At 72.5% G+C, this 12,741-nt stretch carries 15 protein-coding genes; 11 read left to right on the top strand and 4 right to left on the bottom strand.

Features of this window, described 5'->3' with window-relative positions:
• Positions 1-199 precede the first annotated feature (199 nt).
• From FQ330_RS05670 to FQ330_RS05655, 4 genes are read left to right on the top strand one after another with little or no spacing between them, the layout of a single operon-like run.
• Complete coding sequence (locus FQ330_RS05670; protein ID WP_192575853.1) at positions 200-1,711, top strand: ABC transporter substrate-binding protein; 1,512 nt, start codon at positions 200-202, stop codon at positions 1,709-1,711.
• Positions 1,712-1,735: 24 nt separating this feature from the next.
• The gene (locus FQ330_RS05665) at positions 1,736-2,719 is read left to right on the top strand and encodes an ABC transporter permease (protein ID WP_128189041.1); all 984 of its coding nucleotides are present in this window, start codon (positions 1,736-1,738) and stop codon (positions 2,717-2,719) included.
• Positions 2,716-3,639, top strand: coding sequence for an ABC transporter permease (locus FQ330_RS05660; protein ID WP_146355882.1), 924 nt, complete (start codon positions 2,716-2,718; stop codon positions 3,637-3,639). Before FQ330_RS05665 ends, FQ330_RS05660 begins: the two co-directional genes overlap by 4 nt.
• Positions 3,640-3,663: 24 nt before the next feature.
• Positions 3,664-4,407 carry a PIG-L deacetylase family protein gene (locus FQ330_RS05655; RefSeq protein ID WP_146355880.1) on the top strand — a complete coding sequence of 248 codons (744 nt, stop codon included), beginning with the start codon at positions 3,664-3,666 and terminating at the stop codon, positions 4,405-4,407.
• 105 nt (positions 4,408-4,512) lie between these two features.
• On the opposite strand, the gene ctlX is transcribed toward FQ330_RS05655, so the two are convergent.
• Together ctlX and FQ330_RS05645 are read right to left on the bottom strand one after the other, a co-directional pair.
• Complete coding sequence (gene ctlX / locus FQ330_RS05650) at positions 4,513-5,550, bottom strand: citrulline utilization hydrolase CtlX (RefSeq protein WP_146355878.1); 1,038 nt, start codon at positions 5,548-5,550, stop codon at positions 4,513-4,515.
• A gap of 133 nt (positions 5,551-5,683) precedes the next feature.
• Positions 5,684-6,118: a cupin domain-containing protein gene (locus FQ330_RS05645; RefSeq protein ID WP_225792705.1), complete on the bottom strand. Its 435-nt coding sequence runs from the start codon at positions 6,116-6,118 to the stop codon at positions 5,684-5,686.
• A gap of 48 nt (positions 6,119-6,166) precedes the next feature.
• Between FQ330_RS05645 and FQ330_RS05640 the strand changes: the two genes are divergently transcribed.
• Together FQ330_RS05640 and FQ330_RS05635 are read left to right on the top strand one after the other, a co-directional pair.
• Positions 6,167-6,496, top strand: coding sequence for a cupin domain-containing protein (locus FQ330_RS05640; RefSeq protein ID WP_146355876.1), 330 nt, complete (start codon positions 6,167-6,169; stop codon positions 6,494-6,496).
• Positions 6,497-6,560: 64 nt separating this feature from the next.
• Positions 6,561-7,265 (top strand): hypothetical protein, encoded by a 705-nt coding sequence (locus tag FQ330_RS05635; RefSeq protein ID WP_146355874.1) that lies wholly within the window; start codon positions 6,561-6,563, stop codon positions 7,263-7,265.
• 114 nt (positions 7,266-7,379) lie between these two features.
• Here the strand turns inward: FQ330_RS05635 and FQ330_RS05630 are convergent, their stop codons facing one another.
• Both FQ330_RS05630 and FQ330_RS05625 read right to left on the bottom strand, forming a co-directional pair.
• On the bottom strand, positions 7,380-8,051 hold the full coding sequence (locus FQ330_RS05630) for an SRPBCC family protein (RefSeq protein WP_146355985.1): 672 nt from the start codon (positions 8,049-8,051) through the stop codon (positions 7,380-7,382).
• A gap of 2 nt (positions 8,052-8,053) precedes the next feature.
• The gene (locus FQ330_RS05625) at positions 8,054-8,506 is read right to left on the bottom strand and encodes an ArsR/SmtB family transcription factor (RefSeq protein ID WP_146355872.1); all 453 of its coding nucleotides are present in this window, start codon (positions 8,504-8,506) and stop codon (positions 8,054-8,056) included.
• 69 nt (positions 8,507-8,575) lie between these two features.
• Here FQ330_RS05625 and FQ330_RS05620 point away from each other — a divergent pair, with 69 nt between their 5' ends.
• The 5 genes from FQ330_RS05620 to FQ330_RS05605 all read left to right on the top strand — a co-directional run bounded on the left by FQ330_RS05620 (position 8,576) and on the right by FQ330_RS05605 (position 12,384).
• Positions 8,576-9,355 (top strand): SseB family protein, encoded by a 780-nt coding sequence (locus FQ330_RS05620; protein ID WP_146355870.1) that lies wholly within the window; start codon positions 8,576-8,578, stop codon positions 9,353-9,355.
• A 206-nt stretch (positions 9,356-9,561) separates the two neighbouring features.
• Positions 9,562-9,714 (top strand): hypothetical protein, encoded by a 153-nt coding sequence (locus FQ330_RS13265; RefSeq protein ID WP_164877077.1) that lies wholly within the window; start codon positions 9,562-9,564, stop codon positions 9,712-9,714.
• A gap of 2 nt (positions 9,715-9,716) precedes the next feature.
• Entirely contained in the window at positions 9,717-10,334 is a 618-nt protein-coding gene (locus tag FQ330_RS05615) for an ArsR/SmtB family transcription factor (protein WP_146355868.1), read from the top strand.
• Positions 10,335-10,551: 217 nt separating this feature from the next.
• Positions 10,552-11,832 carry an MFS transporter gene (locus FQ330_RS05610; protein WP_146355866.1) on the top strand — a complete coding sequence of 427 codons (1,281 nt, stop codon included), beginning with the start codon at positions 10,552-10,554 and terminating at the stop codon, positions 11,830-11,832.
• Positions 11,833-11,886: 54 nt separating this feature from the next.
• Positions 11,887-12,384 (top strand): glutathione peroxidase, encoded by a 498-nt coding sequence (locus FQ330_RS05605; RefSeq protein WP_128189053.1) that lies wholly within the window; start codon positions 11,887-11,889, stop codon positions 12,382-12,384.
• Positions 12,385-12,741 lie beyond the last annotated feature (357 nt).

The raw sequence follows: 12,741 nt of genomic DNA, 5'->3' as shown, positions 1-12,741 counted from the left end.
CACAGCGCCTCCTCGGCGCGCAACATGAAGGAACGGAGTGAAGGCAATGAAGCGCATCTACCGACGACGGAGCTGGTCGACGATCGTCTCCGCAACTGCCATCGCGGCCCTGCTCGGCGGCTGTGCCGCGGGTGGAGCCCCCCAGGAGAGCGGGGGGCCCTCGCCAGACGCCGGGGCGAGCAGTGCGGAGATCGTCCGCATGGCGAACTTCGGCCAGGAGGGCAACATCACCCCCCACACGTACGAGACCGCGACCGGCTACAACCTCCTCGGCCTCGTCTACGACTCCCTGCTGCAGATCGATGAGGCTGGAGTCCCGCAGCCGTGGCTCGCCGAGGAGGTGACCACGTCCGAGGACGGGCTCACCTACACGATGCCGATCCGCGACGACGCGGCCTGGCACGACGGCGAGCCGCTGACGGCCGAGGACGTGGCGTTCAGCTTCACCTATTACCAGGACGGCCCTCCCGGACGCTTCCGGACCGCCGTCTCGAACGTCGAGTCGGTCGCCGTCGACGGCGAGACCGTCTCCGTCCAGCTGCTCGAGCCAGGGGCGTCGTTCGAGCTCCGCACGCTCGCCGAGCTGCCGATCCTGCCGGAGCACATCTGGTCCAGCATCGACGCTCCGGACGAGGCGCCCTTCGACGAGTCGACCAGCGTCGGCTCCGGCCCGTACCGCCTCGTGGAGTCGGACCCGGGCACGAGCTACAGCTTCCAGGCCAACCCTGAATACTTCGCCGGTGCTCCCACCGTCGAGGAGATCAGGGTCATCCAGTTCGCGAACGACGCGGGCGCGGTCGCCGCGCTGCGGTCGGGCGAGATCGACATCATCACCCGGTCGGTGACGCCTGAGCAGGTTCCCGTGCTGAACGGGCAGCAGGGGCTCTCGGTGCTCGAAGGACCCGAGTACGTGACGACGTTGCTGGCGTTCGACACGCAGCGGGCGCCGTTCTCGGATGTCGCCGTGCGTCAGGCGATCAATCTGGCCACAGATCGCGAGCTGCTCGTCTCGGACGTCTACCTCGGTGCCGCGATCCCGGGGAATGCCGGCTGGGTGCACCCCGAGTCCCCGTTCTACGACGAGAGCATCGAGACGACGTTCGACGTGGACGCGGCCAATGCTCTGCTCGACGAGGCCGGGATCACGGACAGCGACGGCGACGGAGTGCGCGAGCTCGACGGCGAAGCACTCGAGGTCGAGCTGCTCGCGGTATCGAGCAACGCGCTGCGGATGCGCATCGCCGAGCTGCTGGCGGCGCAGTACGCCGAGATCGGGATGCGCGTCGAGGTGGCGTCCCTCGACCAGGAGGCCTTCGACCAGCTGGTCTGGCCGGAGTACGACGTCGCAGCGGGACGCAACTACGACATGGCTGTATTCGGCTGGTCGGCACCCACCCAGGCGGACATCGGCCAGATGGGTGCGCTGGTGGACAGCGACCCGACGCTCGGCAACCTGAACATCACCGGCTACCGCAGCGAGGAAGCCGATGCGCTGGCTGCCGAGCTGCGGACGGAGTCGGACCCTGAGGCCCGGCGCGCCGTCGCGGCCGAGCTCCAGGCGCTCATCGCCGAAGAGCTCCCGTTGATCACCCTCCTCTACCCGAACGGGCTCTACGGCCACTCGAGCGACGCCTACGGCGGCTGGACCTCGATCACCGGGCAGGGACCGATCAACAAGCTGTCGTTCATCCCTGCCGACGCCCGACCCTGACGGTCCGGCACTGACGAGAAGGAGGTGGCCACTGTGGGCCCCTGGCGGTTCTTGATCTCCCGAGGCGGGCAGTACGCGATCGTGCTCGCGGTGGCCATCTCCCTCAACTTCGTGCTGCCCCGGCTGATGCCGGGGAGCCCGCTCGCCCTGCTCGCCGGCGTGGAGCCGTCCGAGCTGACCCCGGAGGAGCGGGAGGAGCTGATCAGTGAAGCCGGACTCGATCAGCCGATGATCGTGCAGTACTTCCGGTACTGGGGCAACGTGCTGACCTTCAACTTCGGCACGTCGTTCCGCATGAACGAGGCGATCGGCGATCTCATCCTCGAGCGCCTGCCGTGGACCCTGCTGATCACCATGACGGCGCTGCTGCTGTCATCGCTCATCGGCATCGCCCTCGGTGTGCTGGCCGCGTGGCGACGCGGTCGCGCATCGGACGTGGTCAGCCTGAACACGATGATCGCCCTGGACTCGACGCCGTCCTTCTGGCTGGGCATGCTGTTCGTGGCGCTCTTCTCCGTGACGCTGGGCTGGCTGCCCTCCTACGGCGCCGTCACCCCCGGTGCGCAGCTCGCCCCGTGGGACGCGTTCGTCGACATCGCCGCTCACGCCGCGCTGCCGATCCTCACCCTGACGATCCTCAGCATCCCCGGGATCTTCCTCACGATGCGGTACTCGACGCTCTCGGTCATGGGCGAGGACTTCATCAGGACGGCGCAGGCGAAGGGACTCACCAACACCCAGGTCCTCTCGCGCCACGTGGTGCGGAACGCCATCGTGCCCGTCAGCACCGTGATCGCGCTTCGGCTCGGGTTCGCGTTCGGCGGCTCCGTCGTGATCGAGACGGTCTTCTCCTACCCCGGCCTGGGCCGGCTCGTGTTCGAAGCCGTCTCCTCGCGGGACTACCCGGTGATGCAGGCGACCTTCCTCGTCTTCACCATCGCCGTGCTCGTCGCGAACATCCTGGCCGATCTGCTGTATCCCCGACTTGACCCGAGGACGAGGACATGACGCCCAAGCCCCCATCGCCGTCGCACCCCAAGACCACCGGCATCCCGACGGTCAGCTTCCGAGCGCGCCTCGCGCCCCGCGAGCTGACGCGACCCGCTCCGCGCGACTACACGCGCCTGATCGGCATCGTCGGAGCCGTGATCGTCGGCTCACTCGTGCTCGTCGCGATCTTCGCGCCGCTCATCGCGCCGTACGACCCGACGATCCGCGCCGGAGCGCCGTTCTCCCCGCCGAGCGCCGCGCATCTGCTCGGCACCAACGACGTCGGGCAGGACATCCTCAGCGAGCTGATCTTCGGCACGCGCGTCTCGCTGATGGTCGGCGTCGTGGCCGCGTCCGCGGCCATGCTCGTCGGCACCGCGATCGGTCTCGTGGGCGGGTACTTCCCGCGCGTCGGCTCGATCATCATGCGCGGTGTAGACGTCGTCCTCGTGCTCCCCTTCCTGCCGCTCCTCATCGTGCTCTCCGCGTACCTGGGCCGCAGCGTGCTCAACACCATCCTCGTGATCGCGTTCCTGATCTGGGCACCGACGGCCCGGGTCATCCGCTCTCAGGTGCTCAGCCTGTCGCGCCGTGACTACGTCACGGCGGCCCGCTCGATGAACGCCCGCGACGGCTACATCATCCGAAGGCATGTGCTGCCGCGGACGTTCCTCCTGGCGATCGGCGAGTTCGTCGCCGCGACGAGTGCGGCCATCCTGCTCGAGTCGTCCCTCTCGTTCCTCGGGCTCGGCGACCCGCTGCAGAAGAGCTGGGGGTCTGTCCTGTACTGGGCGCAGGCGCGCGGAGCGTTCCTGACGCCCGCATGGCAGTGGTGGGTGGTCCCGCCCGGGCTGCTCATCATGCTCGCCGCGCTCGGATTCGCGCTGCTGGGCTACGCCCTGGAGCAGAAGATCAACCCCCGACTCCGCCGTGCTTGACGGCGCTGAGATGAAAGGAACGCCATGACGAGAGTGCTCATGATGGCCAGCTACGGACTCGAGATCGTGGAGTGCGGTGGCGCGATCGCCTCCGCCATCGCGGCGGGAGACTCCGTGCATGCCGCGGTGCTGATGTGCCGGGAGGAGAGCCGCCCGCAGATCAGCGACGCCGCCCGAGCGCTCGGCATCACGAGCGAGGTCGACTTCCTGGACGTCGGCTTCGGCGAGGTCGACTTCCTCGGCGATGCGAAGCTGAAGGTCGTGTCGCTCATCCGGCGGGAGAAGCCCGACGTCATCATCATGCAGGACCCGGAGCACGCGCAGCACGACCTCGACCCGGACCGTCGGGTGATCGCCATCCTCTTCGCCGAGGCGCTCGCCGTCGCCGGCCGTGACTGGCGCGTCGAGGAGTGTGGCGGCCACCCGCCGCACCCCATCCCGACCATCTTCTACATGACGCCGGAGCGCCCGAACTGCGTCGTGGAGATCGGCGAGCACCTTCCCAAGAAGCTCGACGCCCTGCGCGTCCTGACATCGCAGAACACCTTCAGCGCGCAGCACTGGCTCGAGCACACGAGCCCCGAGATCCTGAAGTCGATCGTGCCGTCGTGGACCGACGATGAGGTCGAGACGCTCGGCCTCGAAGGGCAGCGAGCATTCTTCACCGCGCTTGCGATCAGCAACGGCATCGCGTCCCACTCCGGCGCGGTGCTCGGCGAGCCGTACCGCAGGGAAGGGACGTTCCTGCTGGACCGCCTCGTCCGGTGATCGGAGCGCCCTGCACCGAGCCTTCGAGCTCGGTGCAGGGCGCTGTTCCTGGGCACGCAGCAAGGCCGTTGTCGGCGACGGGCGTCTCGGTCCGAGTCCCTGCACCTAGCCGGCCGGCTCCAGCTCCGACGCCGCCTCGGCGCCGTCCATCGTCTCGGGCTCCTCGGCGATCGCCTCGACCGCCTCGGTGAGCTCGGGCTCGCGCGCGGGCCGCGGGTCGAGGTGCACGCCCGCGATCATGCAGCGCACCGACCCGCCCGCGAGCTCGATCGTGGGGATGTCGACCGCGACGATCTCGCACGACTCCTCGATCACCGCGATCTGGTCGGGCCGCAGCGACCTGCGCGCCCGCTCCGACATCGCCATGATCGTGCGGCGGCGGCCGTCGGGCCAGCGGCCCGAGAGCTCCACCGCGTTGCCGGCGAACTCGCGCACCTGCTCCTCGGTGAGCTCGACGACCTTCCGGCAGTGCACCTCGAGCCGCTCGCGCACCTCCTGCCGACGCCGCGCATCCGGGATCATGTCGAGCGCGAAGAGCGCCACGTCGGTGCCCACGCACGCGATGACGTTGGTGTGGTAGACCGGCACGCCGTCGGCGTCGACGGCGTCGAAGACCATCGGCTCGTACATGAAGTCGGTGCAGAACCGCTCGAGCACGTTCGTGTCGGCGCGGTGGCTGCGCGCCATGTACGCGACGCGCGAGACGTGGTCGAGCACCATCGCGCCGGTGCCCTCGAGGAAGATGCCGTCGGGCTCGAGCCCCGAGTAGTCGATGATCGTCTGCACCCGGTACGTGCTCTTCAGCATCTCGAGCACGTCGGTGCGGCGCTCATGCCGGCGGTTGGATGCGTACATGGGGTAGACGGCGACGGCACCGCCGGCGTGCGTGGAGAGCCAGTTGTTGGGGAACACGCTGTCGGGACGCGTGTGGTCCTCGTCCTCGAACACGTGCACCGTGATGCCGACCGCGCGGAGTGCCTCGGCGACCGCGTCCATCTCGGCGAGCGCCTTCGCGGCGGTCTCGTCGGGCGTCTCGCCGTCGTCGGGCTCGGCCTGGAAGGCGTTGTCGGCCGCGGTCGCCGGGTTGGGCCGGAACTGCAGCGCGCGGATCAGGATGACGGCTTCGGGGGCGGTGGCGCTCACACCTGCCGAATCTAGCGGCGCGGGCGCGCGCATATCGGGCGTTCGCGCAAGGTGCTGGCGCGGCGAGGGGTTGCGACGGGCGAAAGCGTACGTCTTCGGCCCCGGAGCGCTCGATTCCGGCTGCGGCGCCGCATCACGCCGGCGCGCGACCGATCCCGAGGCCGGGCTTGCGGCGATGCACGGAGAGGTAGCGGAGGCCCTGGGGGCCGGGGATGACGGCGCGCGTTGAGCGCCGCGGCAGCCACACGATCGCACCCGGCAGCAGCTCGACCTCGCCGTCGTCGGTCGCGAGCGTGCCGGAGCCCGCGACGACGTGCCACAGCACGTCCTCGTCCGGACCGGCGTGCGACTCGATGCGCTCGCCCGGCGGCAGCGCGATCACGTTCGCGTCGAGGTGCCGCTCGGCCTCGTCGAGCCGCCAGATCGCGCCGCGGGCGTCGGGGCCGGCCGCGGCGCCGAGGTCGCCCGTGCTCGCGAGGATGCGCGGGGCGCGAACACCCGACCGCTCGTCGCCCGCTCGCGGGCCCGTCGCATCCGTCGTCATCGCCGCCTCCTCGGGCCGGGACACCTGAATCCGAGGGTAGAGCCGCGGGCGCCCGCGCGGCATGCTGGCTCCATGGACCCCGTGCACCTGCCCTCGCTCGCCGACGAGCTGCTCGCCACCGCCCGCGAGGCGAGCAGCGGGCGCGCCGGGCGGTCGATCCGCTCGGGCCGCGACGCGGCGCTGCGCCAGACGGTGATGGGGCTCGCGGCCGGGCGCGGCCTCGACGAGCACGAGGCCAATGGCGAGGCGACGCTGCAGGTGCTCACCGGCACGGTGCGGCTGCGCTGGGCCGGCGGCGAGCTCGAGGCCTCGGCTGGCGATGTGGTCGGCATCCCCGACGAGCGGCACGCGCTCGACGCGGTGACGGATGCGGCGGTGCTGCTGACGGTCGCCGTCCGGTGACGCCGCCCGCGGCACCCGCGCGCGTCCTAGCGGGCTCGCAGGCGTGCGCCCCTACGGTCGCGGCATGAGCCTCCCGCCGCAGGGCGCCCCGCAGTCGTCGCAGCCGCCGCAGCCCACGTGGCAGCCGCCCATGCCGCAGCAGCCGTCGCAGCCCGCGTGGCAGCCGCCCGTGCAGCAGCAGCTCCCCGCGCACCAGCAGGTCGCGTGGCAGCAAGCCGCCGCGCCGCGCCCGCCGCTGACCGACGCGGAGCGTCGCCGGCTGCTGCGCATCGGCGCGTCGAGCGGCGCGCTGCTCGGCGTCGGGACGGCGCTCGGCGGCGTCATCGTGCTCTTCTGGGCGTTCATCGTCGGGGTCTCCGCCCTCATCACGCCCCTCGTCTACCTGTGGTCGGGCGTGAACCCGCTCGCGGACGGCATCGCCGAGATCGTGACGCCGATCACCGTCGGCGTCGTCGCCATCGGCACCGTGCTGTGCCTGCTGGGCCTGCTGCTGAGCTGGCTGCGGCTGCGGCGCTGGGGAGCGGGCCGCGCGCTCGGCATCACGGCGGCCGCGGCCGCGATCGCGACCGTGCCCGTGCACCTCGTCGCCGTGGCCGTCGCGATCGTGACCTCCCTGCTGGAGCCCGAGGGCGACCCGGCGACGAGCTTCGCCATCGCGGCGCTGGCCGCCGGGTTCATCGGCACCGTGGTCGGCGCCATGGCTGGGGCCGGGGCATGGCGGTGGATGGGCTGGGCGCTGCGCCCGCGCGACGCGGCGCGTCGCGCCTGACCCGTCACCGGGCGAGGACGATCCAGGCCCCGCGCACGGGTCGAGGACGCACCGCCCTCATCCGGTGACCGCTCCTCGATCCGTGCACGTAGGCGTCCGCCGCGGGCAGCCCGCCTACGCGCCGCCGCCCAGGTCGAGCGTGCCCGTGTAGAACCCGTACGTCGCATCCGCCTGCCGCCCGGCCGTCTCGCGATCGGTGCCGGCCGCGATCGAGGCCTCGGCCCACGCGTCGGCCGCGCCCCGGTAGAAGGCGTTGCCCTCCTCGGTCGCCGCCCACGCCTCGCCCTCGGCCGGCGTCATCGCCGTGTCAGGCGCGGCCAGGTGCAGCCCGAGGCCCAGCAGGCCGCCGTCCCAGCCGACGCCGGTCGCGCCCGGCCCGAAGGTCTCCCGCATCTCGGCCGGCACGTCCGCCTCGCGGGCCACGTGCTCGAGCACGAGCCGCGTGCGCTCGCCGAGGCTCGCGAGCCGCACGGTCAGCCAGGTCACGCCGCCGCCGAACTCCCACGTCGCGCGGTAGCGGGCCGCGCCGTCGGCCGGCGGCTCGCACTCGAGCACCTCGCCACCCGCGTTGCCCTCGAGCTGGTAGCGGCCGCCGAGCCGCAGCTCGCCCGAGACCGGCAGGAACCACCGCGCGATGCGCTCCGGGCTCGTCACCGCATCCCACACGTCGTCGATCGGCGCGTCGTAGGTCTGCGCGAGGCTCTGCAGCCGCGCGGGCTCGCCATCGATCTGGGTGCCTTGCACCGTCCGGTCGACCGCGCCCAGCTGGGCCAGCACATCCACCATGGTCATCGCTCCTTCGTCGGGGTGGGGGAGGCGGGGCGGTCGCCCTCGCCGTCGTCATGGGCGGATGCATCGGCCCGGCCGGCGTCGGAGGCGACCGGTGCCGCTGCGCCGCCCTCGCGCTCCGCTGCGAGCCGTCGCCGCCTCCGCCCGCGCGCGAGCTCGGTGTCGAGCGCGGCGAGCCTCGGGATCCAGAAGGCGTCGAAGGCGCTCAGCCACTCGCGGGCCGCTCGGGGCCCGGCCGGGTCGACGGCGTAGAGGCGCCGCTGGCCCTCGGGCCGCACGGTCGCGAAGCCCTGCTCCCGCAGCACCCGCAGGTGCTGGCTCACGGCGGGCTGGCTGATCCCGAACTCCGCGCCGATCGCGGCAGCGATCGCGCCCGCGCTCGCCTCGCCGTCGGCGAGCAGCTCGAGGATGCGTCGCCGCACGGGATCGCCGAGGACGTCGAGCGCGTGCATGGGGCAATGGTTGCATCGCGGCTTATATACGTCAACAGTGAGATGTCTCGCACGGGATAGCGTGGGGCCATGAGCGGACAGCTGGTCGACAACGCGCGGTTGCGCCGAGCGGTCGCGGCGTTCGCCGCCGACCCCAAGCTCGAGACCGTCGTGCACGTGCTGCGCGCGGCGCTCGCCGGCGAGCTGCTGCTCGACGCGACGGGCTCCGACATGGAGGTCAAGGACGGCCGCCTGCAGGAGCGCGCCCGCATCCGCATCAGCAGCCGCGTCGGCCCCGACGGCAAGCGGGCGCTGCTCGCCTTCACGAGCAACGCCGAGATCGCCCGCATGCACCCCGAGGGCACCCGCGTGCAGTCGGTCGCGCAGCCGGCCTCCGCGGTGCTCGAGATGGCCAAGCGGCAGGGCGCCGGCTGGCTCTTCATCGACCCGGCCGAGACGACCGCCGCGCTCTCGTCGGCCGACATCGAGGGCGCGCTGCGCCACCCCCGCAACGAGGCCCTGCAGCGCGTCATCGCCGCGGCCGACGCCGGCCTCGCCACGCCCGCCGACGTGCTCGCGGCGCTGCGCGTCGACGCGCCGCTGCTGCTCGCCGGCGCGCTCGAGGCCGGCCAGGTGCACGAGGGCAAGCCCCGGCTGCGGGTGAGCCGACGGCCCGACGGCACCGTGGCGCTGCTCGCCTACACGTCGGCGCCCGAGGTCGCGGCCCGCGAGCCGCGCGACGGCGTCATCCCGACGACCACCACGAAGGTGCTCGAGATGCTCCGCGGCAGCAGCACCCTCTCGTCGCTCGTCATCAACCCGGCAGGGCCGTGGGTCGAGCTCAGCGCGGAGGAGCTCGCGGGCTCCTGAGCCGCACCTGACGGCGCGGCTGAAGCCGCCGATCGGGCCCCGACGCCGTGACGGTGTCGGGGCCTTCAGTCGTGCCCGCGGCACCGCCCGACACGCCGAAGCGGTTCTTTTGAAAGAACTGTTGCGAAGCGGATGCTTTGAAAGTATTCTTTCGGATGTCGGCACCACCCAGGGACCATCGCCGGCACAGACCGAGGAGGCATCCCATGGGACGCACCGACCGCATCCGCACCACGACGCTCCGCGTCATCGGCATGAGCGCCGACGAGCGGCACCGCGCACGGCTCGAGGCGGAGCGCACCGAGCGCCGCTACGACCGCGTGCGCGCGGAGGCGATGATCCAGCGTGGTTGGATCTGAGCATGGCTGAGGAGCGCGACGCGCAGCAGCGCAGCGAGGGCCGGCACGACAAGCCCGACCTGCGCACGAGCGACCCCGCGGTGCTGCGGGCGCTCGCGCACCCGCTGCGCGTCGAGATCCTCGCCGTCATCGACGAGCTGGGCGAGGCGACGGCCACCCAGATCGCCGAGCAGGTGGGGGAGAGCCCCTCGAACTGCTCGTTCCATCTGCGCTCCCTCGCCAAGGCCGGCTTCATCGAGCGCGCCGAGGCGCAGGGCACGTCGAAGCCCTGGCGGCCCGCCCACCGCAGCCGCGACCTGCGCCCCGACCCCTCCGACCCGGCATCGCTGCGCACCTCCGCCACGATCGGCGCGCTCTACGTGCAGCACGAGGCCGCCCGCCTCGTCGACTTCTTCATGACCCGCGCCGAGGAGCCGGAGTGGGTCGAGGGCGTCACCGTCAACCTCTCCACTTTCTGGGCGACGGCCGAGGAGCTCTCGGAGCTCTCGGGCGACATCGCCCGGCTCACCGAGCGCTTCCACGGCCGCGAGGCCGACCCGGCGACCCGCCCCTCGGGCAGCCGCAAGGCCCACTTCTTCGGCGCGGTCAACCCCGACCCGGCGTCCGAGCCGACGCCCTAGCGCGCCGCCCCACCCCTCCCGCTCGTCGAGTAGGCCCGCAGGGCCGTATCGAGACGACCCCGCCCCCACCCCGCTCGTCGAGTAGGCCCGCAGGGCCGTATCGAGACGACCCCGCCCGCACCCCGCTCGTCGAGCAGTCCCGCAGGGCCGTATCGAGACGACCCCACCCTCGCTCGCCGCGCCTCCACCCCGCCGCCCCTCCCCGAGGAGACCCGCCATGACCGGCACCGCCGCCGCCACCGCACCCGTCGCATCCGCCCCCAGGCCGCCGAGCCCCATGCGCCGCCCGGCCTACCGGCGCCTCATGGTCGGCTGGGTCGCCACCAACCTCGGCGACAGCGCCCTCTACCTCGTGCTCGCCATCTGGGTGAAGGAGCTCACCGGCTCCGACGCGGCCGGCGCGCTCGTGTTCCTCTTCATCGGCCTGCCGGCGCTGCTCGCGCCGTTCGCCGGCCAGCTCGCCGACCGCGTGCACCGGAGGCCCCTGCTCATCGCCACCAACCTCGGCACCGCCGCCGTCGTGCTCACGCTCCTGCTCGTGCAGGGCGCGCAGCACGTGTGGCTCATCTACGCCGCCACGTTCGGCTACGGCCTGGCCGCCTACCTCACCGCCGCGGCGCAGTCGGGGCTGCTGCGCGACCTGCTGCCCGACGAGGAGCTCGCGGGCGCGAACGGCATCTTCACCTCGATCGACAACGGCTGCCGCATCGTGAGCCCGGCGCTCGGCGCCGCGCTCTACGTCGCGGCCGGCCCGTGGGCGGTCATCGCGCTCGCGACCGCCGGCTTCCTCGTGATGGCGGTGATGATGTCGACCATCCGCCTGCAGGAGTCCGAGCCGCAGCCGCGCCTCGAGGGCGAGACCTACTGGCACGAGCTCTCGGCGGGCTTCCGCGCGCTCCTCGCCGACCCGCTGCTGCGGCTGCTCACGATCGCGGTCGCCGCGGGCTTCGGCCTCACGGGCCTGCTGAACGCGACGATCTTCCCGCTCGTCGAGCACGGCCTGCAGGAGGGGCCGGCGGCCCTCGGCCCCGCCCAGGCGATCCAGGGCGTCGGCGCGCTCGCCGGCGGCCTCTGCGCCGCGTGGATGCTGCGCCGCATCTGCGAGCGCCGCCTGGTCGGCTGGGGCCTGGCGCTCCTCGGGCTCGGCACGCTCGCCGCGTGGGCGCTCGTGCAGTGGCCGCTCGCGGAGGCGTGGATGCGCTGGGCCGGGCTGGGCGCGGTGCAGGGCCTCATCGGGTTCGGCGTGCCGTGGGTGATCGTCGGCGTCGTCACGCTGCGCATGCGGCTGACGCCGCCGCGCCTGCAGGGCCGCACGTCGGCGGCCCTCAACGTGTCGATCAACGTGCCGCAGATGCTGCTGCTCGCGCTCGGCTCGGCGCTGCTCGTCGTGGTCGACTTCCGCTGGCTGATCCTCGTCGCCGCGGTCGGCGTGCTGCTCGCGGCCGCCGCGGTCTGGGCCGGTCGCCGGCTCGATGCGCGGACAGCCGACTCGGACTGAGGCGGATGCGCCGCTCTCGGGCCGCGCATAGCAAGGCCCGGCAGGGTGGTCGGCATGACGACGCTCAGCGACTTCCAGGCAGAGGCACTCACCGGCGGCGAGGTCGACCTCGGCGCGTTCGAGGGCAAGGTGGTGCTGGTCGTGAACACCGCGAGCCGGTGCGGGCTGACGCCGCAGTTCGAGGGCCTCGAGCAGCTGCACCGCGAGCTGCAGGACGAGGGGCTCGTCGTGCTCGGCTTCCCCTCCGACTCGTTCAAGCAGGAGCACGACTCGGTCGAGCAGATCGCCGAGGTCTGCCAGCGCAACTACGGGGTCTCGTTCCCGATGTTCGCGCCGATCGCGGTCAACGGCCCCGACACGCACCCGGTCTTCCAGTGGCTCAAGGAGGAGAAGAAGGGGAAGCTCGGCGGTGCCATCAAGTGGAACTTCACGAAGTTCCTCATCGGCCGCGACGGCCGCGTGATCGAGCGGTTCGCCCCGACGACGACGCCCGACGAGCTGCGCGACGACATCGAGCGCGCGCTCGCGGAGCGCGGCAGCGCGGCGGCCTGAGCCGGCCCGCACAGCGTCCCTCGCGCCGCGCGGCGCGCGCTCGCCCGGCGCATCCGGCGCTCGCGCCCCGCGCGCCGCAGATATAGGGCCAGTGGCTGTCATCGGCGGCGGATGAGCGCCACTGTCCCTATATTCGCGGAGCTCTGGGGCGCGAGATCAGCAGCGTCGTCTCGACTCGCGCCCTGCGGGCGCGGCTCGACGAGCGGAGGGCGGGCGCGGCTCGACGAGCGGAGCGCGGGCGCGGCTCGACGAGCGGAGGGCGGGCGCGGCTCGACGAGCGGAGCGCGGGCGCGGCTCGACGAGCGGAGGGCGGGCGCGGCTCGACGAGCGGAGCGCGGGCGCGGCTCGACGAGCGGG

It is taken from the genome of Agrococcus sediminis (assembly GCF_007923295.1).
GTDB lineage: Bacteria > Actinomycetota > Actinomycetes > Actinomycetales > Microbacteriaceae > Agrococcus > Agrococcus sediminis.
Note: the sequence above shows the minus strand (reverse complement) of the source record. Positions and strands in the feature narration are given on the sequence as shown.

What these genes read in the sequence shown, in the direction of transcription:
- FQ330_RS05635 (WP_146355874.1), top strand. Translation starts at nt 6,561, where the DNA reads ATGAGCCTCCCGCCGCAGGGCGCCCCGCAGTCGTCGCAGCCGCCGCAG.
- FQ330_RS05615 (WP_146355868.1), top strand. Translation starts at nt 9,717, where the DNA reads ATGGCTGAGGAGCGCGACGCGCAGCAGCGCAGCGAGGGCCGGCACGAC.
- FQ330_RS05670 (WP_192575853.1), top strand. Translation starts at nt 200, where the DNA reads ATGGCGAACTTCGGCCAGGAGGGCAACATCACCCCCCACACGTACGAG.
- FQ330_RS05660 (WP_146355882.1), top strand. Translation starts at nt 2,716, where the DNA reads ATGACGCCCAAGCCCCCATCGCCGTCGCACCCCAAGACCACCGGCATC.
- FQ330_RS05630 (WP_146355985.1), bottom strand. Translation starts at nt 8,051, where the DNA reads ATGGTGGATGTGCTGGCCCAGCTGGGCGCGGTCGACCGGACGGTGCAA.
- FQ330_RS13265 (WP_164877077.1), top strand. Translation starts at nt 9,562, where the DNA reads ATGGGACGCACCGACCGCATCCGCACCACGACGCTCCGCGTCATCGGC.
- FQ330_RS05625 (WP_146355872.1), bottom strand. Translation starts at nt 8,506, where the DNA reads ATGCACGCGCTCGACGTCCTCGGCGATCCCGTGCGGCGACGCATCCTC.
- FQ330_RS05620 (WP_146355870.1), top strand. Translation starts at nt 8,576, where the DNA reads ATGAGCGGACAGCTGGTCGACAACGCGCGGTTGCGCCGAGCGGTCGCG.
- FQ330_RS05655 (WP_146355880.1), top strand. Translation starts at nt 3,664, where the DNA reads ATGACGAGAGTGCTCATGATGGCCAGCTACGGACTCGAGATCGTGGAG.
- FQ330_RS05640 (WP_146355876.1), top strand. Translation starts at nt 6,167, where the DNA reads ATGGACCCCGTGCACCTGCCCTCGCTCGCCGACGAGCTGCTCGCCACC.
- FQ330_RS05605 (WP_128189053.1), top strand. Translation starts at nt 11,887, where the DNA reads ATGACGACGCTCAGCGACTTCCAGGCAGAGGCACTCACCGGCGGCGAG.
- FQ330_RS05610 (WP_146355866.1), top strand. Translation starts at nt 10,552, where the DNA reads ATGACCGGCACCGCCGCCGCCACCGCACCCGTCGCATCCGCCCCCAGG.